The following is a 23,751-nucleotide window of genomic DNA, read 5'->3' as shown; positions in this document are numbered from 1 at the left end:
GCAGCAGGATGGCAGAGCCTGGCCGGCCCGGCCTGCGATAAACCGAACCGGCCTGCACCGCATTCCCGAGGCAGAAAAAAGCCCCTCATCGGAGGGGCTCGGGGGGACATGACTGGTCAGGTGTCCACAGAGGGGGTGTCGTCCTCTTCCTCGAAGACGGTCAGACCGTCCAGCTCGTTGGCATCAGCATCGAATACCAGCACCCTGACGTCAGCCTGTCCGGCCAGCGCCAGTACGTCGGCCAGATCCTCGGGCATGCCCTTGGACAGGTGCTCCCGGCGCAGTTGCTCGGCGGTGATGCCTTCGACGTGCATCAGGTTCTCATCCGTCCAGGGTGTGGCGATCAGCTTGACGCCGATGGCTGGGCTGTACGGGATGCGAAAGGCGACGAACAGGAACCCGCTCGGTGTGGCGATATCCGCCAGTTCGCACAGGTAGCGGCCCGATGCTTCGGTGATGTGGGCCGTGCTGATCTCCCAGGCACGGCTGTAGAAGCCCGTCTCGAACTGCAGATTGCGCACCACCGCTTGGGCATATTCCAGTGTGTAGCTGTCGCCCACATGGATGAAGCCTCTATCGAGGGTTCGGCCGTAGATGCTGTGGTACACGGCCTGCACGGCGCCGCTGCCGCCGCACAAGGCATCGAGTTCGGCGGGCACCGTTTGGCCTTCGGTGATCAGCACGAAATCATCGTTGAAGATGCACGCTTGGTACGCCACCTTTTCATCGGGTAGATGAGCCTGCGATGGATGCAGCGGCAGAAAGGTTTGCGGGTGGCGCTCGTCGTAGCTGATGACGGCAAGGCGCCGAATCTCGAAACCGTAGTAGCCGCGGGCGAAAGGATTGGATGAATGGTCCATGGTTTGATTCTCCGGTGAGGGGTGACGCAGGGCCAACCCCCACCGGGGATCGACCCAGTGGGAAAGGAAGTGGTGCCGGCAGGCGGCACCGGTATGGATCAAGCGTCGTATCGCGGCCTGTCAGCTCAACAGCTCGGACAGGCGGTGTTGCAATTGCCGGCGCTGCGTTTCGTCGGTGATGCCGGCGAGCAGGCGTTGTGTTTCCCGGGCGAACAGATTGGCAGCAGCCTCCAGGTTCTGAATCAGAAGGGCTTGCCGGATACGGTTGCCGAGATCGAGCACCTGACCGGAGGCACCGAAGACCGAGAACTCGCGGCTGATGAAAGAACCGTCACCGCCGAAGTTGAAGAGGCGTGGTTTGCTGCAATACCAGCAACCCTCGAAGCGAATCTCCTTGAGGCCGTGACCATCGTCGAGTCGCGTGGCGATCAGGAACAGCGCGTCGAGATCCGAGTCATCCTCGAAACGATGGTGTTCGATCAGGTGCTGCAGATCTTCGTCCTGGTCGGTGCCGAAATGCCTGGAAAGCACGGCCAGAACGTCGTCCATCGTGGGAGGGCCCTCGCTGGGCACGGACAGCCCCAGCGACTGGGCCAGTGCAACGAGGTCTTCGCAGACATCGTCCCAATGCGCGCCGCTGTCTTCGGCAATCTGGGCGATGTAGACCTCGCCGTTGCCGGGGTATGAGGCATCCAGCTTCAAACCGCCGAACAGCGCGGTAATCACCGGGGTGACTTGGTCGAGAACGAGGACGCCGGTGGCGTCGTAGTAGTTGTTTGCCATGGGGGTGGCTCCTGGTTGGTGATGCGGAGCCAGCCCCTGCGGACATGGCATCCGCGGGGATGAACCCGAAACCGTGGCTTCGGGCAATGGTGGGAAAAGCGCTATTCGCCGAAGTCGGTGGGGTCGCCCAGAGACTTCAGCAGTTCGATCAGGCCGCAGTTGGCCAGGACGTAGAGCGCGTTGTAGTCGTCGCCCGTCGGTGCCTGCTCGCTGGTGTTGATCCGGGCATCCAGATCGAGGACGTTCTGCCGCACCCGGCGGGCGATCGCCAGCGGTTCGGGTGCGTCATCCAGGACGGGCTCGCCCAGTGCGGCAAGCACAACCCGTGGTGACAGCGCGTCCGGCAAGGACTCGAACACCGTGGGGGTGTTGCTGCGGCACAGGGCTTCGGCTTCGGAGTTGCCGATGTCGAAGCAGACGATTTCGTCGTCGGCCGCGCCTTCGGTGTCGTAGTCCACTACCGCGAATGGCGGCAGCGGGAGATGATCGGGCCAGTCCTGCACGACGATGGCCTGCACCAGGCCTCCTTCGAGGACGACGGCAAAGGATGGATTTCGGGACATGGGTCGCTCCTGTGGGAAGAATGGAGGGACACCGCCCCGAAGGGACGGATGTCCCTCGCTGGGGGTTGAGAAAATGGCGGTGGTCGGTCGTTCGGACCTACCAGCCGCTGTAGTTGAGTACCAGATCGGCGATCACCTGACGCCGCTCCAGATCCAGGCCACCGAGGTCGGAAAGCCCCTCGAAGCCGCAGCGCTTGAGCATCGCGGCGCCCTCGCGCGAGTTGTAGAAGCTCACCATCGCGGACAGGAACATGCGCTGTCCGCCGCTCAAAACGCCCAGGGCGTCGTTGAGTTCCAGCAGGTTCGGACGCAAGTCCCACTTGCTGGCGGCACGGCGCAGGCCTTCGCGGGTGCCATCGCCAAACCACTCGGGCCCGGCGATTTCCGCACCGCGTTTCCAAGCCTCGAAAAAGGCCTCGGGCGCACGCTCGAAATGGCGCGTTTCACGCATGATCTGATCGACGACGTCGGTTGGTAGAAGCTGATTCATGACGGTCTCCTCATGGATGGGGATCAAGGGGTGGGCAGCTGGGTCCAGCCGCCTCGGTCGAGGGCTCGCTGGGCTGCCGCCGAACTGCGGAAGTACTCGGCCGACTCGCGGGAGACGGGGCCTTCGATGTCGCGCGTACCGATGTAGTGGCCGGCGGCGCTGTGAAGCACTTCGAGGGGTAGGTGTTTGCCTGCGTAGATCAGGGCCAAGTGGCCGAACGAGCTTTGCTGGAACATGGACGGACTCCTTTAAGAAGCGAGGCGGCCCTGCCCCTGACGGGATGGCAGCTCCCGCTGGCGGTGGATGAATCGGCATCGGCACCATGAAGGCGCGCGTCCGCGGACTCGATGCGATGGCGGACTGGTGTGGGTCGCACGGGAGGGAAATCCCGCGGCAGCCTGAAACCCTGGCTGCTGGCATGGTGCTGACCAGGTCAGCGACACATGCAGGCAGATTCAGCCAGCGCCGCGCCGGCGTCATGCGCAAATGGGAATCCGAGGCGTCCCGATTGATGGACGAAAAAAACCCCGCAATCGCGGGGCTGTGGAGGCTCGGGAAGCCTTGGGGATCAGGACGATTCGCCGCCCAGGACATGCTGCTTCCACAAGGCGAAAGCCTCGTCTGGTGGCAGCTCGGCCAGAATGACGATGGGTGTTTCCTGCCGTGCGCGCAGCGCCGCGAAGTACCCGGCGCGGTCGGCGATGGCCTTGAGCTTGATGCCTTTCAGGAACAGCAGCTTGCCGTCCCTGATGAACAGCACCTTGTTGGCGATGTCGCGGGTGTAGGCGGTGCGCAGCTTGCGCTCGGCATGCTGTGCTTCAGCCAGATGATCGACCAGGTAGTCGAGCGTGATGTCGATGACCAGCGGGTCGTCGTCCTCGCCGGAGATGCCACCTTTCAGCATGTCGGGGGGCAGGCTCCTGGCGAAGGCTTCGGCCTCGGCCAGCCGTGCAGCCTGACCGCCGAGTGCGCGGATGAAGGTGGAACCGCCGTGCCCGTCGTTGCGGGCATCGGCAATGGCAACGCCATCGAACAGGACGGTGGCAGTGAAGCACAGCGTCTCTTCGCTGGCGAAATCCGCGACCTTGAGGTGTTTCAGGGTGATGCGGTCTTGCGTGATGATGGTTTCCATGGACATTCCTTGAGATCAGTCGGGAAACGCCACGCCCCTGCGGGACGAAGCGCTCATCCCGTAGGTTGGAGAAAGAGGCATCGATGCCCGCATGGGCAGCGTTCGCCCGAGCGATGCGACGGCGAACTGGCGGGTGGCATGGAGCAAGCTCCACGGCAGCCTGAAACCCTGGCTGCTGGCGAAGCCGACAATGTCGGCAACAGCGGATGCCAGCATCGGTTCTGGTACTGTCCGCGTCATCCGGAAACGGGAAATCAGCACAGCCGGATTCGCCCGCACCCGGTAGCGAGAACCGGTTTTTCGTCGGCCCACAAGAAGAAAAAACGCCCCCGAAATCGGGGGCGTGGAGAGATGGCACCGATCAGGCAGTGACCGCCTGCAATTTGCCGGTGTCATCGAAGACCAGGCGCACGGTGGCGCCGGCCAGCTTGGGTTGCACGCCATGGCGCAGCGCGTACGGCAGCAGCGCCTGGACCACGCGATCGGCTGATGACGAGCAGCCTACGGCGATGAAGGTTTCGATCAGGAGTGCGTCCTCGTCTTCACGATCCTCACCGTAGCGATCGTCGAACACATAGTCGCAGACCAGCCCGGTTCTGGCCCCCGCCGAGGGGGTCAGGTAGAGCGTGTATCCCTTGCGCACGGCCTCCACTGCGTACTCCACCGTCCCGAGATGGCCCTCCAGCCCGACATGCAGGGTATCGACCAATTCCAGCTCCACCTCGTAGTCGGCAAGTCCGGGATTGACCTCTCGATGCAAGGTGGTGCCGGTTCTGATGCGCACCTGCTCAGGGCTGACGACCTTGATCAGACGCTTGAGCCAGTGGCCGTCATCCAGACCGGGCTCGTCGAGTACATACGCTTTGGCCGCTTCCAGGTAGATCTCGGCGGTCGGCGCGGTTTCGTCGTCGGGCTCGATCTGCCAGACACCAAGCACTTCCAGGGCCTGTTGGGCGATCACGCCATTTCCGCCCAGATAACGCCGCCAGTATTGACGATAGCCGGCCGGCTCTTCGTCCCAGTCCCGGAACCAGGACAGAGGAACGAAGGGCACGTCGTTGAGCAGATCGGCGTTCGACGAGTTGAGGCAGACATGCGCGTAGTGCGTGACGAAGTCGCTGGCGGCAAGCGCCTGCTTCTTCTCGATCAGTGCCTCGCGGTAGGCCTGATCGACCGCAGCCTGGATACGTGGATGATCTTCCGTCTCGTTCAGCAGGTGCTGCCGATCCGGGAGCTTCGCCAGCGTGTTGTCAGGCAGCAGGACGACCTGGCGTTCCTGGCTCGTGGGCAGCCTGTCGATAGGTCGTCCGCCGATGGGCAGTCCCTGAAGAAAGCAGCGCCACTGCGTGCGCGTACCGGACAGATTGATCAAGACCTTGCCCATGGACGTCTCGCGCCAGTGCAGATCGGGCTTCGCCAACGGGCGTGGCACTTCAGCGCCGTTGAGCCAGACCGGCACCGGAAAGGCTTCGCACAGACGCTGGAGCTCGTGCTCCACCCAGGTGGGCAGATCCTGCCCGGCCTGCACCGGCTTGACGCCTTCGAGGTGGATGGCGGTGCCCTCCAGATGGGAGCCTGCGATGTCTTCCTCGATCGGCTCGCCGGCAATGATCTCGGCGGTTCGCGCGCTGAACAGTTTGTCGCGCGAATGCACCGTCAGAGTCTTGGCGAAGTACAAGGTCGAGAGCACACCGAGGCCGAAGGCGTTCTCGCGCGCCTTGAGTTGCTTGTCCCAGCCGGATTCGGCGATGAAGATCAAGGTCTGCAGGTCGCTAATGCCGATGCCATCGTCGGTGATGGTCAGGCTGTCCTGGTTCACCGTGATGTGGATCGCGCTGGCCTGGGCGCGGCGGGCGTTCTGTAACAGTTCGCCCAGCATCGAGCCCTGGTTGAACGCATGGCGCAGATTGGCGATGAGGCTGTGCTGGTTGGTCTTGAGACGAAGGGTTCTCATGAGATGACTCCTTGGATAATGGTTTGCACCGGACAGGCACAGCGCTGCCCGGTGCGACGGGGCACTGAACAGGCGGATGCCGGTGGGAAGGGGAATGGGCCGGTCGGCCCGAGGGAGAAGCAGCATCGACGCCCGGAATGGGCGCGTGTCCGCGGCACGATGCGATGCGGACAAGGACGGTCGGCGCGGAGGGTCCGCGACGCAGCCTGCACGACCCTGGCTGCTGGCAACGGCTGACGAATCAGCGATGCAGGCCCGACAATGCGCCTGCCGTTGCGTGGTGTCGCTGATCAATGCGCAGTCGTGCGCCCCGCGTTGTCCAGAGTCTGCAGCAGGCGCCGGCCCAGCCAGGCCATGCACGGCACCGCCATCGAATTGCCAATCGCCTTGTAGCGCGGCGCCTCGGCGGCCGGCTTGTGGTTGAGGATTCGTTCGGGTGTCTCCTGTTCGTGTGACCGAGGCAGAATTGCCGGGTCGTCATGGCGGATGCGCAGGAGAAAACACGCCGAAGGCTGGCCGCCTTCGGCTTGGAGGAGGAAACCACCCGTGTACTGGTTCAGGTTGCGGTCGTCGGTGGAACCGTTCGCTGTCTCAGCATTCACCCGGCCCTTGTCGTGGTTGGGGCCGGCATCGTCTGGCGCACATCCGCGCACAAAGGGAGCCCGTTCTTTTCACCGGTGGGCGCCGGTGTCGAATACCGCCAACCCTGAAGGGTCTCCTGATGCCTCGACCCCCATGGCAGGCAAGGCATCAGGAGACCCTTCGCAGCGGGCGGGACTGTTACTGATCGAGGGAATACGCGGTGCGTGATTCGAGGAAAAAAGGCCTTCTCGCCCCTCGCAAGGGGCGCGCACACCGCAACAGAAGGTATCGCGTGCTGGGAGCCTCGCAGGGCTGCGGGGCGGTGGTCACGTTGCCGGGGGTGGTCAACGCGACGACGGGTTCTCTGTCTTTCAGGAGGCCTTCGGGCCACCGCGGCGCTTGCGCGGCGCGGCACGCTTGCCCGATTCTATGGGCAGCGTTCCCTTGCAGTCGGGGTATTTCGCGCAGGACCAGAATGGACCGCTCTTGCCGCTGCGCTGGCGCGTGGCACCGCCACACTGCGGGCATGCTGGCCCCTCGGGAATCTTGATGGACAGCGAGGTGCCACGGTACTGCGCAATCAACTGCGTGACCCAGGCCGCCTGCTTGTCGATGAAGGTATCGAGCGCGAGCTGTCCGGTTTCGATCATGTCGAGCGCCTGTTCCCACACCGCGGTTGTGCCGGGATCGGCGATCGCGGCGGGCACGGTGTCGATGAGCGTGAAGGCGGCATCCGAGGCGCGGATGGCCCGTCCTTTCTTGATCAGGTAGCCACGGTTCAGCAGGCCGCCGATGATATTGGCGCGGGTCGCTTCGGTGCCGATGCCCACGGAATCTTTCAGCTTCTGTTTCAGGCGTGGGTCTGACACCAGTTTGGCGACGCTTTTCATCGCCTTGACCAACTCACCTTGGGTGTACGGGCGCGGCGGCAGCGTCTTGAGCGCCTTCAGATCGACCCCAGCCACCTGGCACGCCAGCCCTTGGTGTAGCGCTGGCAGCACCTGGCTGCGGGGTGCGGCGTCATCGCCGGCATCGTCGGGTTGCGGCTCGGCCAGTACCAGGCGCCAACCCGGCACGACTACGTGCTTGCCCACGGCCTGCAATGTCTGGTCGCCGCAAGAGAACCTTGCTGTCGTGCGGTCGAACTCGTGCGGCGGAAGAAATTGCGCCAGGTAGTGGGCGCGGATCAGGCGGTAGACGGCCAGTTCCTTCTCGCTCATCGCCGACAGGTTGGCGGGTTCGAGCGTGGGGATGATGCCGTGGTGGGCCGATACCTTGGCGTCGTTCCAGGCGCGCGAGTGCTGGGTGCGGTCGAGCTGGTCGATGATCGGGCGCAGGCTCGGATCGGTCTTGAGCAGACTGTCGAGCACCGTGGGCGCTTCGGCATGCATGCTTTCGGGAAGATAGCCGGAGTCGCTACGTGGATAGGTGGTGGCCTTGTGCGTCTCGTACAGGGATTGGGCGATCTCTAGCGTCTCCTGGACATCGAGGCCGAACTGCTTGGAACACACTTCCTGCAAGGTGCCGAGATCAAACGGCAATGGCGCGCCTTCGCGCATGCGTTCGGTCTCGACCGATACCATCTGAGCAGCGCCAGCGGCGCGGATGCGCTGCACCGCCTGCTGCGCAACAGGCTCCTGCAGGCAACGGCCTGCATCGTCGGTACTGGCCGATGGCGGCAGCCACTGCGCGGTGAATGTCTGGCCTGTGCAGGACAGCGCCACTTCGATGGACCAGAACGGGACGGAGACGAAGGCCGCGATTTCACGATCGCGATCGACCACCAGTCTGAGCGTGGGGGTCTGCACGCGTCCGACCGACAGCACGCCGTCATAGCCGGCCCGGCGCCCCAGGAGGGTGAACAGGCGGCTCAGGTTCATCCCCACCAGCCAGTCCGCTCTGGAGCGCGCCAGCGCCGAGTGATACATGGGCAGCGTGTCGCCCGAAGGCTTCAGCTTGCCGAGCGCGGCATGGATCGAGGCGTCGTTCAGTGCTGACAACCACAGCCGTTGAATGGGGCCGCGATAGCCACAGAGATCGATGATCTCGCGCGCAATCAGTTCGCCTTCGCGATCGGCGTCGGTGGCGATGACCAGTCCGGTCGCCTTGCTCAGAAGGTCTTTGACGACCTTGAATTGCGCTGCGGTCTTGGGTTTGACCTCAACCCGCCAGTGCTGGGGAATAATGGGAAGTTGCTCGATCGTCCAGCGCTTGAGCTGTTCGTCATAGGCTTCCGGCGGCGCGGCTTCGACAAGGTGGCCAATGCACCACGTCACGACAACGCCGGGGCCGTTGAGGCAACCATTGCCGCGCTGCCTTGCGCCCAACAGGCGCCCGATGTCCTTGCCTTGCGAAGGTTTTTCGCAGAGAAATAGCCGCATGCCTGTCCATCCAAATCACATTGCCGATGTATCTGGGCAGCAGCATGTCTGGATGTTGCGAACCTCACCGCAAACAAGAGGAATGTGCAGGCACCCGCTTTGATCACGGAAACGGCGGCATATCCGACCGGGGGCGTTGGGCGTGCGAAGTGTTGATGTGTACTGGAGCTTCTTGCGCTGGGCGCGCGAAAACGCGGTGGATGTTGGTGGAACCTCGCTTCCCGAAGACAGGAAGACGGAGCGAGCCTCGGTAGGCTCGCCCCTGGAGATGCGCCTACTCCGACGGTGGCGGCTGCTCCGCTGATGTCGGCTTCGGGCTGAGCGTGACCGACTCGATCCGGTACGGCAGGATGCCGACGCTGCGCGCATTGATCTGCCAGGTCTCGCGCGGCTTCTCATCCTTGTCCTCCCAGGGTTCGCGCTCCATGCGGCCGATGACCAGAACGCGCATGCCTTTCTGGTACAGATCCTTCCAGTGCTCGGCATCGCGGTGCCAGATTTCGACCGGCGCCCAGAAGCCACCACGGTCCTCGAAGGTGCCGTCCTTCTTGGGCACCGGGTTGTCGAAATAGACGTTCAGGCGCAGCAGGCGACTGGGTTCGTCGTTGCCATTCGGGAACTCGCGGTACTCGGGCGGCGAGCCGATGTTGCCTTCTCCAGAAAAATGCGTGCTCATGTTGTGATCTCCGTGGTGGTTGAAATGCCCGTGCCAAGCCGGCCCCGGGCGCGTGCTGGGATGCCTGGCGCAATCACCGATCGTGCATTGCGGCGGGAATGGATTTGAGCCGGCGCAGATAAGCGTCCTCGGCCTGGGCCATCTTGCCGGCGCAGTCCTGGGCCTGCCGGCCGAGGGTATGCAGCAGACTGATCTGCATGTTCAACGCGATGCGCTGCTGTTCCAGCGCGAGCAGATCCTCCAGCAGATTCACCGGCGTGGCCGTGGAGGCCATGACCTCCTGCCAGAGGGCGACGCCCATCGCCGAGCGGTCGTGCTTGCGCCAGCGCAGAAAGGTCGTGCCTGCGCCGGTACGCTGCTGGGCCAGTTCAATGGACAGCAGACGGAAGGGATAGCCTCGCGCCTGCGCCAGCACGCGCCGCTGCGCCAGGTCAATCAACTCATCCCTGAGCGCGTGACACCGGTTGACCCAGTCTTCGAGATCCCCTTTACCCTTAAAAGCCCTTAAAAGGCCTTTTAGATAGCCCGCCTGTTCCAACTGGATGAAGTCCGCCTGTTCCAGGGGCTGGAAGTGCCGGCGTTGGTTCGGTTCGCGTACTGTCATGCTGACTCACCCTCGTCGGATGAGGCTGCTTCGGCGGGGTCTGCCGCAGCATCCGGCTCGCTGGCTGGTTCGGTTTCGGGGGCGGTGCGCTGCTGCAGGCCACGGCGTGCGATCGGCGGCGCGAAGCGGCTGCGCCGGGTACCTTCGAGCACGTCCTGGGGCAATTCACCGTACTTTTCCAGCGCCGCCCGTGCTGCGGCATTCTTCGCCGCGAAGTCGTCGCGCGTGGTGCCGGAATACCGGTACTGCTGCGCCAGCGAGAACAGGCTGCGCAATGAGTGCGCGCCGTCGTTGAGCCAGCGTTCGAGTGTCGAGCGATCGATCAGCGCGGTGTGGTGGGCCAGGATCAGACGTCGGGCAAGATCGTCGTAGTCCGCCAGCAGATACACCGCCATGAAGCCCAACTGCGAGGACACGAACAGCGGCAGCTTGACCGGCTGGACGTTGAGGTTCTCGCCCAGGCTCAACGCAGGCGGCACGCCGGCCAGTGCCTGGTCTACTTGCTGACGCAGGGTCTGGAGCTGTTCCTTGGTGGTGGATAGCTTGTCCTCGATGCGCAGCATCCACCAGTCCGAATAGGGGTCGTCCTGTTCGGCACCGCGCTTGAGCTTGTTCATGATGGAGACAAAGCCGTTGAGGCCGATGATGCCGGGCCTGCCTTCGGCCGGGGCGCGGCCATGCCAGATGCGGGACGCATGGTGGGTGTGCAGGGTCAGGGACATCGCGCTGCGCAGCGATCCCAGGTTCAACTGAAGGGATTCGGTGGCATTGTTCTCTTGGGCCATGGTGACGACTCTCGGTGATGAATGAGTCGTCAGCATCCGGGTTGGCCGGAAGGCCGTCAGTCATCAAACCGAACCCGCCGCTTGCCTGATTTGTCGGAGCGGCCAGCCGCGCGCATCGTTCGGAAGCACCGTTGCGATGCCGCACCGGAAGGCTGCGTGTTGCGCTATACCCGGGGTATAGGCGTCCATGGCGCTCAGTGGATGCTGCCGGGGGAGCACGGTGTGGATCAGGGCCGCTGCGGGCGGAAGGCGGTGTGTTCCGCTATACCCGGGGTATAGGCGACGGTGGAACACCTTGGACATTGCAGAGCAGCTTCCGGGCTGATGACTCTCGACGCCGTGCCGGCTCGCGGGCGTGTCAGGTCGAGCGCAACAGTTCCTGCAGGCGCGCCAGATGAGCTTTCGCGACTTCCGCATCAGCAGGTGTGGCGGGCGGCGGATCGGGCTCTGGTGTCCTGTTGACTGGCGCCGCAGGCGCCTTCTGTGCAGCCCAGGTGCGAAATTCTCCCCGTAAGGCTTTCTGAATGATGCCGAACAGGTAGCCGGTGGGATTGCGGATCGTCGTGGAGGCGCAACGTGCATCCCATTCGTCCAGCAGGGCTTGCCGCAGATCGTGATCCACTGACTGCATCGCGGCCAGCGCGCCGTTCTGCTGCTCCGCCTTCAGCGCCAGGAAGCGCCTGGGCAACTGCAGTTGCTGACGTTCTTCTTGCGCGCGCGGTACTGTACGTACTTCTTTAATACTTTCTTTTATACGTACTGTACGGTCCGACTTCGGATTCCGAAGTGCGCCGTTTTCCGGGCTTTTCCGGCCTGCTTCGGAATCCGAAGAGAGGTTCGCCAGATTCCGAAGACGGTCGTCGGAGCCGTCTTCGGAATCGTGTTCGCCGCCGCCCTGTGGATAACTCGATGTGCCGTTCCAGCCCTGCGCTGACAGCCGCTGTGACAGAATCTCCAGGCGACTCGGCAGCACTCGGCCGCTGAGCATGGGGTCTTGCGTCAACTCCTGCAGGGTGGTCGCGCCCACGCGCTGGACGGATTTGCTGGCATGCGTCAGTGCCTGGCTGACCAACTCCAGATAATCGGCATCGAGCTGGATGGCTTCGTAAGGGGTGAGCGGTTCGTCGTGCAGGACGTAGAGGTTGCCCTGAATGCGCCCGCTTCTGGGATCACGCCGGCGCCGCACCAGGCTGATCCAGCGCGTCAGTCGCAGCACGGTCAGCGCTCGGGCCACCGTCTCGTGCGATGCCCTCTCGGCACAAGGCATGGAGGCCAGCCAAGGCGCAAGCTGGTCGTAGGTGGGCATGGCGGTGATGCCGTCGTCCGCCAGCATCAGGCGGAACACCTGCCAGCCGTTGCGTTCAAGCGGTGTCAGGCGCCGGTCCAGCAGCAATGCACGCGGCACGCTGTCGTGTCGATTGCCACTATAGAGAAAGCCGTCGGTCGGTGGTGAGACTGCAGATGGGGCCGGCGGCGGCTGTTGAGGTGCCAGTTGGCCGAGCGCCTGCTCGAACAGCTCGCCCAGCCGGACGGGGCCGCGCGTAGGGTGTGGCCCATCCGTCATCAGGTCAGCCCTTCATCGATCCATCCGCGCAAGGCATTCCAGATCACGGACAGAGGCAGCCCAGTGGCCTCGGCGAGATCCGCCGCGACGCCCAGCATTCCCATGTCGTCGTTGCTGTCGACTTCCTGCTCCTTCACTGTCGAGGACCAGCGCTTCCACAGGTCGGTGTCCTGTTCCTCGGTCAATACCGGATGCCGCCCCTTGCGTTTCGGCAGGCCGATGACACTGCGACGCAAGGCGATCTCCTGGTGGGTCAAGCCGAAGAATTTGCTGATCAGCTCCGTGCTGGCGCCCAGGCGCAGTAGCCGATCGATCTTCACCACCTCCTCGGTGACGTCTTCTACCTGGTGCAGCAGACGACGCAGCACATCGCGGTTGACGACTACCGAGCACCACGACACGTTGGCGTTGGCCAGCACGCTGGCCATCGCGGGATGCTTGAGGGCATCCAGATCCTTGTCGTCGAACCCCATCGACTTGGCCCGGCGCAACTGGCCGTTGCGTAGATCATGAAGTGCCTGGGCGATCACTGCCTGGTTAAGTGGGTGAGGTCCGGACATGGCTACGCCTCTCATGATCCGGTGATGGCATGGTCGCCATCGGCGATGCCGGACTCGATGTCCCTCAAGCGACGGGCAAGCCGCAGCAGGCGGAACAGTTTCACCAGGGCGTTGTCGCTGAGCCTGTGTGGCAAGCCTTGCTGCGCTCCGGTGACTGCCGGGGTACCTTGTAGAAGCGCTCCCAGCATTTCGGTGAGAATCGAAAGATCGATGCTCGTGACCGACTGATCGGTCGCCAAGTAAGGCGTGCTCAGGGCATGCAGCAGTGCCAGCGTCGCCTGGGCGTGCCGATCGGGTGTTGGCTCGGCCTCGGGCTGCCGGCATCGAAAACCGATGCCTTCCTGGCACGCCTCGACCAGGTCTTGCAGAGCGGCTTCGCCGGCAATCTCGCGGGCGAACTGCGCGATATGCGTGCGCAGGCGATCGGGGTCGTCCAGCGCGGGTTCGATGTACCAGACGTCGGTAATCGGATAGAGACTTCCTGCCTGAATCGGGATCGACTGCAAGACGTTGCGCTCGAAATCCGGCAACGTCTCGCCGGTGTGATCCGCGACCAGGCGCTGGATGGATTGCAGCCGCTCGGTTGTGCCGGCTGGCGATACGATGTGCTCCTGCAACAGGGTGGCACGCTGCGCATCGTCGGATTCCTCCGGACCCGGTGCGGGCGGCGCGGCTGTCGGCGCCGAAGGCGTCGTCGATGTCTGCTCCGGTGGCGGGGGCGAGGATGGCTGCCCGGTCGACGCTGTCGATGGCGACGACAGGGATGGTGCTGGCGCGGGAGGTGATTCGGGTTCGCCGGCAGGCTCGCTGCTGAGGACCTGCCAGCGCCGATCCGAGTCGGTAATCTCGAAGAGCAGCGTGTCGTATTCCATGTCGAGCAGATCGGCCATCTGGCCGACCAGTTCGTCCTGGACGCGCTGAACGCTGAAGCCGCCCGCCGCACTGTCGAACAGTGCCAACACGTCCTGGAACAACGTGGGGAAATCGAGGTGGGAGTGGGCCTGGCGATTGCGGGCCGACCAGACTCTGTCGGCGGCGCGCCGCAGGCTGGTCAGTTGCTCGACCTGGTGCCGCCCCAGGCCGGCGTAAAGCACGGTCGGGATGGCGGGCAGCAGATATTGGATGGCCTCTTGCATCCGGCTGATGTGGGGTTGCGGCACGGGATAGCCGTCCGCCTTGAGGCGGCGTGCCAGCTCGGATTGGGACAAGGGTTTGCCGGTTTCCTCTTCATACAGTTCCCGGGCTTTCTGCACGCCCAATGCGCGCTCGATGAACGACAGGCCGCCGTGCAGCTCGTTTTCCGCGAGATGGCCCGTCAAGGAAACTATTTCTCCGCGTTCTGGCCATGGCCGGAACTGGCAGGCAATGCGGAAGAAGCGCTCGTCCCGTGTCTCGCTCCAGAGTTCGCGCAGGATCGCCAGACGCGTATTGCCGCCGTTGCGGATGATGTAGTGATCCGCGCCTGGACGCCGCGTGATGGGCGGGGGAGCGTCGAGTCCGCGTTCGCGAATCGACGCCTTGATGTCGTCGTAAAGCGGGTTGCGGGTGAGGCGCGGATCAAGCTCATACGGCCGCAGTTCATCGAGCGTCACGACCATCGGCGTATCCTCAATCGGATCGCTCAAGCTGCTCGCGACGGGGCCGCTGCGCGTGAAGCCATCGCTCAGGAGCTTGTTTGCAACGTCCTGGGGGGAGATGTCAGGCATGGCCATCTCCTTCCTGCGTAGGAAGCTCCGAGCGTTCGAGCCCACGCTGGGCTCGCCGCAGCATGGCGCGGGCGTTGAGCCCCGCTCGGTGGTCGCTGGCGGTGGCGCTGGTGAAGATCGGTGGCAGGCCCGGCCGGGTGAACTTGAGATGTCCACCTGGGGTACGAACGACCTCCCATCCTTCGCTCAGGGCATACTCGATCAGCGGCAGCAACCGCTTGTGGCCGCGGGCCAGTTCATGGGCGTTCGACATGGGCGAACCTCCCTCCGGCCTTGCCGGTGACCGCTGCGAACCGTTCCTGCCACTGAGGGCATAGCTCATTTGCCAGGCCGCGCACGATCTCCAACGCGGCCAATGCCTGACGGCCCGAAGGCCGTCGATGCTCGACGCGATGAACAGGCAGGCCTCGGGTGGCTGCGCGCGGAAAAGCTTCGATCGCAGGAATTTCAGTGGCCAGTACCTGGATGCTGGCCTGCTCCTGGAAGATCAGGCGTAGCGTCTGCTGGATCAGGCGCGCGTTGGACGAGACGGCGGGGACGCGGTTTATCAGCAACTGCAGTGCGGGCGGTTCAATGCCCAGCTTTCGGTACGGCGTGATGTCCTCGACCAATTGCAGGGTTCCACGCCGCAGTTCGCGTGCAGCCAGGATTTCCGGTGTGACGGGCGACACGGCCTGCTGGGATGCCAGCAGTGCCATTTCCAGCAATACGCTGCGCGCGCCCTGGGTGTCTATGACCACCAGATCGTAGTGCGGCTGGAAGGTTGGCATCAGGTTGCGCAACCGCAGGCGTCCATCTGGGGCGTGCAGCAGCAAGGTATTGAGCTGCCGGTGCTCGTCGTTGGACAGCACCAGATCCAGGTTGTCGATGACTGTGCGCGACACCAGGTTCGCCAGGTCGCGTTCGTTGAAAGCCAGAAGCTCGTAGATGCCGCCCGGTGCGCGATGCTTCAGCTCGTAGTAGGACGACAGGGTTGGCTGCATGTCCAGGTCGAGCAGCAGCACCCGCAGACCTGCGTCGGCGATGAATGCGCCGAGGTTGGCCGCGACGGTGGTCTTGCCCACGCCGCCTTTGGTCGAAATGATGGATACGACCTGCATAGGGCTCTCCTCAGACATCGCTCGGGAGAGCTGGCTGCTGCGCACGGTTCTTGAGACGTTCGGTGATCCACAGATCGATCTCGGTGGAATCCCATCCGACAGCACGAACGCCGAGGCGTAGCGATTGGGGAAACTCACCCTTTTTCATGAGCGAGTAGATATGCGCGCGTTTGAATCCGGATTTGGCCTCGACTTCGTCCAGCCGCAGGATGCGGCGCTCGCCGGGCAGCAGTGCAGTGGGCTGCGACATAGTGGTCACTCCTTAACGCTCAGTGGCGTTTGTTGGGGTGACCTCTATTCAATAGACATGGATGCGGAAAGACATTGCAAATGCAATTTCCGGGGCTGCAGATACAAGCTGGAAAACCTCAAGCAACTACGCTAGCGCTGCCCAGCTTCCTCCGTGCGCTGGCGAACTTGCCGTTCAGCGTGCGCTCGGTGATGCCCATGGTGCCGCCACGATGAGCGATCAACGCGCTGACGATGGCCTCCTGGGTGCTGAAGCAAGAGTGCGGCTTGCCCGAAGGAGATCTGCTCAGCATCAGCTCCAACATGCTGCCAATGATGTGCAGGTAGGTGGCCTCCGCACGATCACTGAGAGAACACTGGCCGCAGGCTGGGATTGCCCCAGATTGCTTGAGCAGTTCTTCGTGACGCTCCTTGAGGTTCCGCAGTTCGCGACGACAAAGCTCAAGCTCCGCCTTCATGGCTTGGCGTTCCACCAACATGGCCTGTCCGGCTTCCAGCGTGATGACGGGGTGCGCGATGCGCTCGATGCGACTGAAAAGAAAAGCAGGTCGATGCCCTGGGTAGTGGGTTTGCATCCAGTGTTTGAGATCGAGGTGGCGCACGGTCAACTCATGGGAATCAAGCAGGGATTCATCGTTCAACGTGATGCCGTTTCGACCATAGGGAAGCTCACCGTTGACGATGGCATCGTAGATGCGTTCCGTGCAGAGTCGCAGTTCATCCCATCGGGGGCAATTGAGCGTTCTCGGCAGATTTCTAGGCGACGAGATGGAGGACAGGATTTCTTGCGAGTAACGCCATAATCCTGCCCAGCGTATGGCGGCCTCAATCGGACGATAGAACACCTTTGAAGCTGGCAGCTCTTCATGCATGTCTCCATCTCCTTGCGGGAGCGCTACATCACCGACTCCTCTGCTGCCGATCGACGTATGGTCACGGCATTTGTTGTTTGGCTTCTTGGGCGCACGTTGGCGGGGTATGCCGAAGCATGTTGGGTCCACATGCTCAAGGCCAGTGGCCATTGCCCGCTCGATATGTGAAAATCGCGATGCTTCGACCATCGAGCGATTAGTGACCGCACCTGGTTGCGCTTGTACACGCTTGTCAGCGTCGTCGGCCTTGATTTTTTCATCAAGACTCATTTCGTATCGCGTGTTCTATAAGGGGTCTAACCGACTTGCCTCGGCGCTGCGTCTATGCGGTTTGATTGGTGCTGGCCAGGGGGGAGGCGATGCCGGTGAGACTTCCACGGCATCCTGATAGATCGACATAGCAACTGACTGCCTCGCTCCGCCTTGCGCATGATCAGCTGTGCAAGGCTGAGAGATGCGCACTCAGTTCGCGCACACGTACGCGATGCAGCGGACTGCCTCGGCACGGGGTAGCACGCAGGTGAGCGGATGGTGTTGGCGGCGAGTGGAAATTGGTGGACGGTCTTCGTTGACGACGCCCGAAAACGAGGCTAAAATTGAGGCCTTCGTTGAGACCCTCAGCGAAGAAAAGAGTTGGAAAACATACGCTTAGCGCGTCAGTGCTAGTCCCTTTTCCCGCTCCATGCAAACCCCCTTTCTAAAGTTTTGCTTGATCCCCAATCTAGTTATTGCCATTCACCGCTTATCAAGCGGCGTTTTTGCGTGCGTGCCGTTTGGGCGGCGGTGGCTGTTTGCTGCACCATTGAGGCGTTGTCTTGGGCCGCCTGATCTAACTGGGCGATGGCCACATTAATTTGCTCAATGCCACGGGCCACGGGTTTGCTCGTGGGTGGCGGCGGTAATGTCTGAGAACAGGTCGTTTACGCGCTGAATTCGCTGATCAATATCCTGCATACGCTGCTTGGTGGTATCTACCAAGGCGGCACCATTGCTGACCTGCGCAAAAGCCACTGCCGGTTTGCTGCGTATTATCCAGAATGGTTTGGAAGATCAGCGTCCCTATCGGTTAGGCTCGCTTATATGGTCAGCATGTTCCCTTGAAGTGCCGCTGCCTGGGCAGGCGGGCGCTAGGCTGATACTAAAGTATTAATCTAGGCGCTATCGCAGCAATAGCGTGGCAAAGTATCACCTAATGTAGTGCTAAATAGAGAAAAATCAGGGGCATGGAAGTGGTGGTTCAGAGGTTATAAGCTGCAAACTTGAAAAAATATATGCATGCCCCGATATCCTCCCTTCTAGCTCTTTTTGCTCCCCACTTGCTGACAGGACATATTCATGGCCGAACCGGCATTGTCGATCCGTGGCCTTACCAAGGTGTATGGCAACGGCTTCCAAGCGTTAAAAGGTATCGATTTAGACGTCCAGCAGGGCGATTTTTTTGCGCTGTTGGGCCCCAACGGCGCAGGAAAGTCCACCACCCTTGGCGTCGTTTGCTCGCTGGTACAGAAAACGGCGGGTAAAGTGTCGATTTTTGGAATCGACATTGATAAAGACTTCGCCAAAGCGAAATATCAGCTCGGCGTGGTGCCGCAGGAATTTAACTTCAACCAGTTTGAGAAAGTGCTGGATATCGTGCTGGCCCAGGCAGGTTACTACGGCATGAAGCGCAGCGAAGCGTTGCCTCGCGCCAAGCAGCTGCTGACCGATTTAGGGCTGTGGGAAAAGCGCAACGGCAGTGCGCGAATGCTCTCAGGAGGTATGAAGCGCCGCCTAATGATTGCGCGTGCCTTGATGCACCGACCCAAGTTGCTGATTCTCGACGAGCCCACTGCCGGGGTCGATATCGAACTGCGCCGCAGCATGTGGGAGTACATGCGCCGCATTAACCGTGATGAAGGCACCACGATCATTCTGACCACGCACTACCTCGAAGAAGCCGAGAGCCTGTGCCGCAATATCGCCATCATCAACCATGGCGAAATTGTGCGGAATACCAGCGTGCGCGAGCTGCTGGCGGAACTGGACACCGAAACCTTCCTACTGGATCTCGCCGAGCCGGTGGAGCAAGTGCCCACCATTGAAGGCTTTGAGCTGCAGCAAATCGAGCCCTCCCAGCTGGCGCTAGTGATTCATCGTGGCCAGCAGTTGAACGATGTGTTCAGTGCGTTAAGCGCGCAGGGCATTCAGGTCGTCTCGATGCGTAACCGTGCCAACCGCTTAGAGGAGATGTTTGTTTCCATGGTAGAGAGCAGTCAGCAGGCCATCGACCAGCGTGAAAAGCAGGAGGCCCGCGTATGAATGCAATGCAAACCCTCGTGGCTTTATGGACGCTAGTGCTTAAAGAGATCAAGCGCTTCACCCGAATCTGGCCGCAAACCCTGCTGCCACCGTCGATCACCATGGCCATGTACTTCATCATTTTCGGCAGCCTGATCGGCTCGCGCATTGGTGAGATGGATGGCTTCAGCTATATGGATTTCATTGTGCCAGGGCTGATCATGATGTCGGTGATCACCAACAGCTACTCCAACGTGGCCTCTAGCTTCTTTTCCAATAAGTTTCAGCGCTCCATTGAAGAGATGATGGTGTCGCCGATGCCGAATGGTGTCATTCTTTCGGGCTTTATTTTGGGCGGAATGGCTCGTGGCTTGGGTGTGGGGCTGATCGTGACGCTGGTGTCGCTGTTCTTTACCCGCTTAACGGTTGAGCATCCGCTGCTTACCGTATTAGTGGTGGTGCTCACCTCGGCGCTATTCTCCATTGGTGGCTTTATTAACGCGCTGCTGGCGAACAAGTTTGATGATATCTCCATCGTGCCAACGTTTATTCTGACGCCGCTCACCTATTTAGGCGGGGTGTTCTATTCGATTTCGATGCTGCCGGATTTCTGGCAGGGTGTCTCGATGCTCAACCCGATTCTGTATATGGTGAATGTCTTCCGTTACGGCTTTTTAGGTGTTTCTGATATTCCGGTAGGCTGGGCATTGGCCGCTATTTTTGCTTTTATCGTCGTACTGTTTGTGGTGGCGCTGACCATGCTAGAGCGTGGCAAAGGCATACGTAGCTAGGGTCGCCTTCACAGCCTTGATTGAAATACCCTTATAAGATGGCACGACTAAGAGAGTTTTCATGGTACACCGCCCCGATACCTTAGAACATGCGCCCTTGGGGCGTGATTCTGCTTACCCCGAGCAGTACGATGCAGGGTTGCTGTACCCCATTCCCCGTGCGGCCAATCGTGCGCCGCTGGGCATTGAAGAGGGCGCACTGCCGTTTGTTGGCGAAGATGAGTGGCACGCGTTTGAAGTCTCCTGGCTCAATGGCCGCGGCAAGCCGATTGTCGCCGTGGCACGCTTCCGTCTGCCAGCAAGCTCGCCCCATCTGATTGAGTCCAAATCCTGGAAGCTCTATCTCAACAGCCTCAACCAAACCCGCTTTGCCAGCCAAGCTAAGGTAGAAGAGACGCTAGTGCGTGACCTCAGCAGCGCTGCCGGTGCCAGCGTAAGCGTTAAGCTGCTGGGGGTGGACGATAGTGAACTGGCCCCTCAGCGCCTGCCGGGGGAGTGCTTAGACGACCTGGATATCGAGGTGAGCGACTACACGCCAAGTGCCACGCACCTTACTGCCAGTGATGAGATCGTCGAAGAGACGCTGCATTCGCATCTGCTAAAATCCAACTGCCCGGTGACCGGTCAGCCGGATTGGGGAAGCGTCTTGATTCGCTATAAAGGCCCCAAGCTCGACCGAGAAGGGCTACTGCGCTACCTAATTGGCTACCGCCAGCACCAGGATTTTCACGAGCACTGCGTCGAACATATTTTTACGGACTTGATGCAGCAAGCGAAGCCAGAAGAGCTGCTGGTATTGGCCCGCTACGTGCGCCGTGGCGGCCTAGATATCAGCCCCTGGCGAGCCACCCCAGGGCTGACACCCCCCAGCCCGCTGCGCCTTGCCCGGCAGTAACGCTCACCTTTAATGGAGAAGAAGTTATCATGGACGCCCTCACGCTGCTTCACGAACGTAGCTCCATGGGCAAGCTCACCGAGCCTGCCCCCAGCGCCGACCAGCTTAGCGCCATATACCAAGCGGCCCTGCGTGCCCCTGATCACAAAGAGCTGCGCCCGTGGCGCTTTATCGAGTTCTCCGGCGAAGGCCGGGAGCGCCTGGGCGAGCTGTTTGCTGAAGCCGAATTTCAGGAAGACCCCCACGCCAGTGACGACACGCTAAACTCCGCGCGCAAAAAGCCCCTGCGCGCACCGATGATTATCGCGGTGATTGCCAAGGTGACGCCGGACCTTCCCAAAGTACCGAAAATTGAGCAGGTGATTTCAGCAGGTTGTGCCGCTCACGGCATTTTGCTGGCGGCCCACGCGCTAGGTCTAGGAGCCATGTGGCGCAGCGGAAAATACGCGTTTGATCCCGTGGTGCGCAAAGGCCTGGGTCTGGATGAAGATGACGAAGTCGTTGCCTTTATCTATTTGGGCAGCCTAGCGGGTCGCCACAAGCCAGTGGCAACCCACAATAGCGCGGATTTTGTCGAGCGCTGGGATTAAATCTACGCCCCTGTAATGCCAAGGAGGTCGCCATGAGTCAGCCCCGCCAACCCGGCATTCCACATCCCCGCTTACCGCTACCGGAAGGCGAGGAGGACCTAGTCGCCTTTCAGCACTGGCTGGAAGCGGCCATTCCCATGGTGGAGGCACTTGGCATTACCCGCATGAGCCAAGCCAGCGGCGCGCTCACGTGGCAACTGGCGCTCACACCTAACCTCAACGACAAAGGCACCGGCTTTGGCGGCGCGCTGAGCGCACAAGCCACGCTACAAGGCTGGTGCTGGGTCACTCTCTGGCTTCGCCAGCAGGGCAGGGCGCAGGATGTGGTGGTTGCTGAAGCCAGCCAACGCTTTCTTGCCCCGGTCACGGGTGATTATCGCATGACTTGTGCCCCTAGCCATCCGGATGGCCCTGCACAGCTTGCTGCTAAACTCAGTGAGCGAGGTAAGGGCAGCATCGAGCTAACCCATCAGCTCTATTGCGGAGATTCGCTCTGCCTAGAAGCCATAGGCCGCTACGCTGTGCTGCCAAACGCCTAAGTAGGCAAAAGCTAAGCAGGAAAAAGGCTTGCTATTTCACGGCTTAGACCATAGAATATGCGCCGTTCTGTTGAGAAAGGCAGCGCCTAACAGCAGAGCTAAAATGTGGAGAGGTGTCCGAGTGGTCGAAGGAGCACGCCTGGAAAGTGTGTAAGTCGAAAGGCTTCGAGGGTTCGAATCCCTCCCTCTCCGCCACAGAATTTAAAAAAGCCCGCTGAGCAATCAGCGGGCTTTTTTGTGTCCGAGATTTTCGCGAATAAACAAACAGCGCTCATGCCTTAGCGTGCAGAATGCCTCCTCCACCGACACAAGAGTTGCCCTGACAACCCACGATCCGTCTATACTCGAGAAAAGTCACCCGACTAGGCTGCCCATGTCCGTTGATTTGCAGGCGCTTTATCCTAAGCTGATTCATTTGATGCTCGACGCTGTGTTCGTCGTGGATGCGGATCATAAGATTCTTTTTGTCAGCGATGCCTGCGAATCGCTGCTGGGTTACCGTGCCGATGAGCTGGTAGGCACGCTAATTACTCACTATATGCACCCGGAAGATTTGGCTATAACCAAAGCCTCCATTAGGCGGGTGATGAATGGGCAGCCCCATCTCGATTTTCGTAACCGCTACCTACATAAGAACGGCAGCGTGGTGCATGTGCTTTGGTCGGCCCGTTGGTCGGATGAAGAGCAGGTGAGAATTGGCGTTGCTCGAGATGTAACCGCTCAGGTGCAAGCGGAAGACGACCTGCGCTTTCTTGCACATCACGATCCGCTCACCAAACTGACCAATCGTTCATTGTTTTACGGTCGTTTGGAGGCAGCGTTAAGTACGGCAAAGCGCTATCAAAACCGTTTTGCGCTGCTGTTTTTAGATGTAAACGACTTCAAACGAATTAACGATGTGCATGGCCACGCGGTGGGAGATGCGGTGCTTTGCGAGGTAGCTCGCCGTTTGAGTGGCTGCGTGCGTGAGACTGATACGGTGGCACGTATGGGGGGCGATGAATTTACGGTGATATTAACCGACGTTCACTCTAAAGAGGCCGCCATCGAAAAAGCTGCCCAAATACTGGAGGTGCTCTCTGAACCGCTCGCGGCAGAGGTAGGAGGGGCGGATATGCGGGATATCGGCATGCCGTCTTGCAGTGTGGGTGTGGCCACCTACCCAGAAGACGGCAAAGATGCTGATACGCTACTGAATTATGCAGACGTGAAAATGTACCGAATGAAAAGGCGTCGTTCGCGTTAGTAAAGCTACTGACTTTAAAACGGTAGCCCACCGCTAAAGCCAAAAATTGTCACGGCAATCACAACAACGACAACAACAATGGTAGTGGTAGACGGCATGTTCTCTTCCTCTGAGAAATAAGTGTGCCTTAAGCCTAGCTGCTGGCTAGCGGTTTCGCACATTTTTATCCGCGTGCGTGGTTCAGCGCAGCCCTTGAAAATGCACAGACCAAAAAAATAATCAAAGTGCTGCTATTTCTATCTCGGGTTAATGTATTTGACACATATAAGGTTCAAGGTGGGCAGTAACACAAGGAGAGGTGTTAAGGAGCAGGAGCAAGCACGGAACGCTTGCAAGACCAGGGATGCACGAGAACTGGAGGCTCGTGAAGAAGGATTACGGAGGAGTTACTACTACCCCGGCCAAGCATGGCCGGGGTTTTTTTATGGTGCGCCAGGCATGGCGCGCAGCGCCAATTAGGCGCTATCCGGTCCGCCGTGGTGGTTGGCCGGATGACTTGGGGGTGAAAGTCCCCTACGGACCCTGATAGCGGGAACCGTTAGCTGAACAGCA

At 61.0% G+C, this 23,751-nt stretch carries 28 protein-coding genes and 1 tRNA gene; 8 read left to right on the top strand and 21 right to left on the bottom strand.

Annotated features, from left to right (window positions below; all coding sequences use genetic code 11):
- Positions 1–116 precede the first annotated feature (116 nt).
- The 12 genes from NH344_RS00145 to NH344_RS00090 form a co-directional block, all read right to left on the bottom strand.
- A complete protein-coding gene (locus tag NH344_RS00145) occupies positions 117–860 on the bottom strand; it encodes a hypothetical protein (RefSeq protein WP_058167137.1) in 744 nt (247 codons plus the stop codon).
- A gap of 120 nt (positions 861–980) precedes the next feature.
- The gene (locus NH344_RS00140; protein ID WP_058167138.1) at positions 981–1,643 is read right to left on the bottom strand and encodes a hypothetical protein; all 663 of its coding nucleotides are present in this window, start codon (positions 1,641–1,643) and stop codon (positions 981–983) included.
- A 101-nt stretch (positions 1,644–1,744) separates the two neighbouring features.
- Positions 1,745–2,206: a hypothetical protein gene (locus NH344_RS00135; RefSeq protein ID WP_058167139.1), complete on the bottom strand. Its 462-nt coding sequence runs from the start codon at positions 2,204–2,206 to the stop codon at positions 1,745–1,747.
- Between the two features lie 97 nt (positions 2,207–2,303).
- Positions 2,304–2,696, bottom strand: a complete 393-nt coding sequence (locus NH344_RS00130; protein ID WP_003296459.1) for a hypothetical protein — start codon at positions 2,694–2,696, stop codon at positions 2,304–2,306.
- A 23-nt stretch (positions 2,697–2,719) separates the two neighbouring features.
- Positions 2,720–2,932, bottom strand: a complete 213-nt coding sequence (locus NH344_RS00125; protein WP_106763498.1) for a hypothetical protein — start codon at positions 2,930–2,932, stop codon at positions 2,720–2,722.
- A gap of 332 nt (positions 2,933–3,264) precedes the next feature.
- Positions 3,265–3,828: a hypothetical protein gene (locus NH344_RS00120; protein WP_106763496.1), complete on the bottom strand. Its 564-nt coding sequence runs from the start codon at positions 3,826–3,828 to the stop codon at positions 3,265–3,267.
- Positions 3,829–4,189: 361 nt separating this feature from the next.
- Entirely contained in the window at positions 4,190–5,782 is a 1,593-nt protein-coding gene (locus NH344_RS00115) for an ATP-binding protein (RefSeq protein ID WP_106763493.1), read from the bottom strand.
- 290 nt (positions 5,783–6,072) lie between these two features.
- A complete protein-coding gene (locus NH344_RS00110; RefSeq protein WP_003296454.1) occupies positions 6,073–6,384 on the bottom strand; it encodes a hypothetical protein in 312 nt (103 codons plus the stop codon).
- 351 nt (positions 6,385–6,735) lie between these two features.
- Positions 6,736–8,745, bottom strand: coding sequence for a DNA topoisomerase III (locus tag NH344_RS00105; RefSeq protein WP_106763491.1), 2,010 nt, complete (start codon positions 8,743–8,745; stop codon positions 6,736–6,738).
- Between the two features lie 274 nt (positions 8,746–9,019).
- Positions 9,020–9,421 (bottom strand): single-stranded DNA-binding protein, encoded by a 402-nt coding sequence (locus NH344_RS00100; RefSeq protein WP_003296452.1) that lies wholly within the window; start codon positions 9,419–9,421, stop codon positions 9,020–9,022.
- A 73-nt stretch (positions 9,422–9,494) separates the two neighbouring features.
- Positions 9,495–10,025 (bottom strand): DUF3158 family protein, encoded by a 531-nt coding sequence (locus NH344_RS00095; RefSeq protein WP_015879464.1) that lies wholly within the window; start codon positions 10,023–10,025, stop codon positions 9,495–9,497.
- Complete coding sequence (locus NH344_RS00090) at positions 10,022–10,810, bottom strand: PFL_4669 family integrating conjugative element protein (RefSeq protein ID WP_003296450.1); 789 nt, start codon at positions 10,808–10,810, stop codon at positions 10,022–10,024. The genes NH344_RS00095 and NH344_RS00090 overlap by 4 nt, the downstream gene beginning before the upstream one ends.
- Positions 10,811–10,831: 21 nt before the next feature.
- Between NH344_RS00090 and NH344_RS00085 the strand changes: the two genes are divergently transcribed.
- The gene (locus tag NH344_RS00085) at positions 10,832–11,089 is read left to right on the top strand and encodes a hypothetical protein (RefSeq protein ID WP_041609531.1); all 258 of its coding nucleotides are present in this window, start codon (positions 10,832–10,834) and stop codon (positions 11,087–11,089) included.
- A 79-nt stretch (positions 11,090–11,168) separates the two neighbouring features.
- Here NH344_RS00085 and NH344_RS00080 read toward each other — a convergent pair whose 3' ends face one another.
- The 9 genes from NH344_RS00080 to NH344_RS00040 form a co-directional block, all read right to left on the bottom strand.
- Positions 11,169–12,374, bottom strand: coding sequence for an STY4528 family pathogenicity island replication protein (locus NH344_RS00080; protein ID WP_106763487.1), 1,206 nt, complete (start codon positions 12,372–12,374; stop codon positions 11,169–11,171).
- Entirely contained in the window at positions 12,374–12,934 is a 561-nt protein-coding gene (locus tag NH344_RS00075) for a DUF2857 domain-containing protein (protein ID WP_003296448.1), read from the bottom strand. Before NH344_RS00075 ends, NH344_RS00080 begins: the two co-directional genes overlap by 1 nt.
- A gap of 11 nt (positions 12,935–12,945) precedes the next feature.
- Positions 12,946–14,640: a ParB family protein gene (locus NH344_RS00070; protein WP_106763754.1), complete on the bottom strand. Its 1,695-nt coding sequence runs from the start codon at positions 14,638–14,640 to the stop codon at positions 12,946–12,948.
- Positions 14,633–14,893 carry a type II toxin-antitoxin system HicA family toxin gene (locus NH344_RS00065; protein ID WP_172515618.1) on the bottom strand — a complete coding sequence of 87 codons (261 nt, stop codon included), beginning with the start codon at positions 14,891–14,893 and terminating at the stop codon, positions 14,633–14,635. Before NH344_RS00065 ends, NH344_RS00070 begins: the two co-directional genes overlap by 8 nt.
- Positions 14,877–15,740 carry a ParA family protein gene (locus NH344_RS00060; RefSeq protein WP_003296445.1) on the bottom strand — a complete coding sequence of 288 codons (864 nt, stop codon included), beginning with the start codon at positions 15,738–15,740 and terminating at the stop codon, positions 14,877–14,879. Before NH344_RS00060 ends, NH344_RS00065 begins: the two co-directional genes overlap by 17 nt.
- 10 nt (positions 15,741–15,750) lie before the next feature.
- Positions 15,751–15,990 carry an AlpA family transcriptional regulator gene (locus NH344_RS00055; protein ID WP_003296444.1) on the bottom strand — a complete coding sequence of 80 codons (240 nt, stop codon included), beginning with the start codon at positions 15,988–15,990 and terminating at the stop codon, positions 15,751–15,753.
- A gap of 118 nt (positions 15,991–16,108) precedes the next feature.
- Entirely contained in the window at positions 16,109–16,861 is a 753-nt protein-coding gene (locus NH344_RS00050) for a hypothetical protein (protein ID WP_003296443.1), read from the bottom strand.
- Positions 16,862–17,586: 725 nt separating this feature from the next.
- On the bottom strand, positions 17,587–17,736 hold the full coding sequence (locus NH344_RS00045) for a hypothetical protein (RefSeq protein ID WP_230834371.1): 150 nt from the start codon (positions 17,734–17,736) through the stop codon (positions 17,587–17,589).
- Positions 17,720–17,872: a hypothetical protein gene (locus NH344_RS00040; RefSeq protein WP_228169093.1), complete on the bottom strand. Its 153-nt coding sequence runs from the start codon at positions 17,870–17,872 to the stop codon at positions 17,720–17,722. Before NH344_RS00040 ends, NH344_RS00045 begins: the two co-directional genes overlap by 17 nt.
- Before the next feature lie 324 nt (positions 17,873–18,196).
- Here NH344_RS00040 and NH344_RS00035 point away from each other — a divergent pair, with 324 nt between their 5' ends.
- The 7 genes from NH344_RS00035 to NH344_RS00005 all read left to right on the top strand — a co-directional run bounded on the left by NH344_RS00035 (position 18,197) and on the right by NH344_RS00005 (position 23,199).
- On the top strand, positions 18,197–19,159 hold the full coding sequence (locus NH344_RS00035; protein ID WP_044630775.1) for an ABC transporter ATP-binding protein: 963 nt from the start codon (positions 18,197–18,199) through the stop codon (positions 19,157–19,159).
- On the top strand, positions 19,156–19,929 hold the full coding sequence (locus NH344_RS00030) for an ABC transporter permease (protein WP_044630776.1): 774 nt from the start codon (positions 19,156–19,158) through the stop codon (positions 19,927–19,929). The genes NH344_RS00035 and NH344_RS00030 overlap by 4 nt, the downstream gene beginning before the upstream one ends.
- Before the next feature lie 61 nt (positions 19,930–19,990).
- The gene (queF, locus tag NH344_RS00025) at positions 19,991–20,824 is read left to right on the top strand and encodes an NADPH-dependent 7-cyano-7-deazaguanine reductase QueF (RefSeq protein ID WP_044630777.1); all 834 of its coding nucleotides are present in this window, start codon (positions 19,991–19,993) and stop codon (positions 20,822–20,824) included.
- Between the two features lie 29 nt (positions 20,825–20,853).
- A complete protein-coding gene (locus tag NH344_RS00020; RefSeq protein WP_044630778.1) occupies positions 20,854–21,414 on the top strand; it encodes a nitroreductase in 561 nt (186 codons plus the stop codon).
- 32 nt (positions 21,415–21,446) lie between these two features.
- The gene (locus tag NH344_RS00015) at positions 21,447–21,953 is read left to right on the top strand and encodes a YiiD C-terminal domain-containing protein (RefSeq protein ID WP_044630779.1); all 507 of its coding nucleotides are present in this window, start codon (positions 21,447–21,449) and stop codon (positions 21,951–21,953) included.
- 107 nt (positions 21,954–22,060) lie between these two features.
- Positions 22,061–22,148, top strand: a tRNA-Ser gene (locus NH344_RS00010).
- 178 nt (positions 22,149–22,326) lie between these two features.
- Positions 22,327–23,199, top strand: a complete 873-nt coding sequence (locus tag NH344_RS00005; protein ID WP_044630780.1) for a GGDEF domain-containing protein — start codon at positions 22,327–22,329, stop codon at positions 23,197–23,199.
- The last annotated feature ends 552 nt before the right edge of the window (positions 23,200–23,751 follow it).

The organism is Halomonas sp. Ps84H-12, from assembly GCF_024124725.1.
GTDB classification, from domain to species: Bacteria; Pseudomonadota; Gammaproteobacteria; order Pseudomonadales; family Halomonadaceae; genus Vreelandella; species Vreelandella aquamarina.
This window is presented reverse-complemented; position numbering and strand designations above follow the sequence as displayed.